At 58.0% G+C, this 1,469-nt stretch carries 3 protein-coding genes; all 3 read left to right on the top strand.

Features of this window, described 5'->3' with window-relative positions:
* Positions 1-283 (top strand): CheR family methyltransferase (locus GIW04_RS30665; protein WP_329607663.1); only part of this gene is annotated, 283 nt, incomplete at its 5' end.
* Positions 280-879 (top strand): chemotaxis protein CheB, encoded by a 600-nt coding sequence (locus GIW04_RS30660; protein ID WP_120248061.1) that lies wholly within the window; start codon positions 280-282, stop codon positions 877-879. The genes GIW04_RS30665 and GIW04_RS30660, both read left to right, overlap by 4 nt.
* A partial coding sequence (locus GIW04_RS30655; protein ID WP_236479607.1) for a response regulator occupies positions 873-1,469 on the top strand: 597 nt, incomplete at its 3' end. The genes GIW04_RS30660 and GIW04_RS30655, both read left to right, overlap by 7 nt.

The following is a 1,469-nucleotide window of genomic DNA, read 5'->3' as shown; positions in this document are numbered from 1 at the left end:
CGATTACGCGATCTTCGACAAGACACTGCGCGAGAACGTGACCTTTGCCGACCACAGCTTGGCGACCGACAGCGTTTTCTCAGAAACTCAATTAATTTCGTGTCGTAACGTATTGATTTATTTCAATAAAAAATTGCAAGATCGAGCGTTTGGTTTGTTTCATGAGTCGCTGTGTCATCGCGGCTTTTTGGTCCTGGGCAGCAAGGAAACCCTGGATTTTTCTGCCTACAGCAAGCAATTCGAGCCCTTGGTCAAACAAGAACGGATCTACCGAAAATCATGAGTGACGCGCAGGACACCCCGATTTCGGGGATCGAAGCCATCGTCGTCGGCGCTTCCGCCGGCGGCGTTGAGGCGTTGCTGAGTATTTTTGGCCAATTGCCGAGCACCTTCGGCCTGCCGATCATTGCCGTGCTGCACCTGCCGGATGAGCGTCGCAGCCAACTGGCGGAAGTCTTTGCGCGGCGCCTGAACATCCCGGTCAAGGAGGCCCGGGACAAAGAAGCCGTAGAGTCGGGCACGTTGTACTTTGCCGGGCCTGGTTATCACCTTTCGGTCGAGCAGGACCGCAGCCTGTCACTGAGCCAGGAAGACCGGGTGCACCATTCCCGGCCCGCCATCGACTACCTGTTCTCCTCGGCGGCCGATGTGTATGGGCGCCGCATGCTCGCCATTTTATTGACCGGTGCCAACCAGGACGGCGCAAGCGGCCTGGCCCACGTCAAGCAATCGGGTGGCACTACCATCGTGCAGGACCCACAAGAGGCACGTATTGCCGTCATGCCCCTGGCGGCCCTGGCCTTGCACACACCTGACCATATTCTTTCCTTGAGCCGAATCGGCTCATTGCTGGCTTCCCTGGAACCCTTCCCATGTTAAGTACTGTCCAGGCCAAACTGCTGATCGTCGACGATCTGCCAGAAAACCTGCTGGCCCTCGAGGCGCTGATCAAGCGTGAGGATCGCCAGGTCTTCAAGGCATTGAGTGCCGACGAGGCGTTGTCCCTGTTGCTGGAACATGAATTCGCCATGGCGATCCTTGACGTGCAGATGCCCGGCATGAACGGTTTCGAGCTGGCCGAACTGATGCGCGGCACCGAAAAGACCAAGAACATCCCTATCGTGTTCGTCAGCGCCGCTGGCCGCGAACTCAACTACGCCTTCAAGGGCTATGAAAGCGGTGCGGTGGATTTCCTGCACAAGCCCCTGGATATCCACGCGGTCAAGAGCAAGGTCAATGTGTTCGTTGACCTGTACCGCCAAAGCAAGGCGATGAAACTGCAAGTCGAGGAACTGGAGCGCAGCCGCCGCGAGCAGGAGCTGTTGCTTACGCGCCTGCAAGCCACCCAGGCTGAGCTGGAGCAGGCGGTGCGCATGCGTGACGACTTCATGTCGATCGTCGCCCACGAAGTGCGCACGCCCCTCAATGGCCTGATCCTGGAAACCCAGTTGCGCAAGATGCACCTGGCC

The sequence above is a fragment of the Pseudomonas sp. PA-4-8C genome (assembly GCF_021606625.1).
GTDB classification, from domain to species: Bacteria; Pseudomonadota; Gammaproteobacteria; order Pseudomonadales; family Pseudomonadaceae; genus Aquipseudomonas; species Aquipseudomonas lactis.
This window is presented reverse-complemented; position numbering and strand designations above follow the sequence as displayed.